This window comes from Vibrio sp. 1727, assembly GCF_033344415.1.
Lineage (GTDB): Bacteria > Pseudomonadota > Gammaproteobacteria > Enterobacterales > Vibrionaceae > Vibrio > Vibrio alginolyticus.
This window is the reverse complement of the sequence record NZ_JAWPOT010000288.1, coordinates 1-687: the sequence shown is the minus strand read 5'-3', so window position 1 is coordinate 687 and position 687 is coordinate 1. Positions and strand designations below refer to the sequence as shown.

At 46.0% G+C, this 687-nt stretch carries 1 pseudogene; it reads left to right on the top strand.

Annotation, left to right across the window (positions count from 1 at the left end):
• A pseudogene (locus R8O10_RS25280) lies at positions 1–687 on the top strand (hypothetical protein); the annotation flags it as partial.

Here is a 687-nt window from a genome sequence, read left to right as displayed (position 1 = left end):
GTCGGCAGAAAAAGATCTTAAAAACCAAGGTATGTCAGCCAACTTAGGCAGCGTGCTCGCGAGTTATCCAGACGCAGGGAAAAAACTCAGCGCGGTGCAAAACGGTTATCTCTTCTATCTTTCTGGTTTGTTGTACGAAGCGTCACGTGATCTTAACAGCGCTTATGTGGATTACCGTCGCGCTTTGGCTGTGATGCCAGATAACAAACAAGTTATTGAAAGCACGATGTACGCCGCGAAAAAACTCGGTATGCGTGAAGACTTACGTCTGCTTGAAAAACGCTATGGCAAGGCACCGACAGGGTTAAATAAGTCACAAGGACGCGTCATTGTGATTGACGAGCAAGGTGTGGTTGAGGCTTTGCAAGGTTGGCGTATTGATTTACCTATTTTTGACAGTCGCGGCAATGGCGCAATCTACTCATTGGCACTACCTTATTATCCGAAACGTGGGGCACCACGCTTTAGTGATGTGGCTTTGAATGGAACAAAACTGCCTTCTAGTACGTTGGCTGACGTTAATGCCATGGCTCAGAATGATTTGAATGAACGCTTAACGACAATAGTGATTCGCCAAGCCATTCGCGTTTGGGCGAAAGACCGAATCAGAAAAGAAGCAGCGAAAAAAGGCGATGACGTGGGCAATATTCTTTTCAACGTTTGGAATACGTTAACAGAACAACCAGA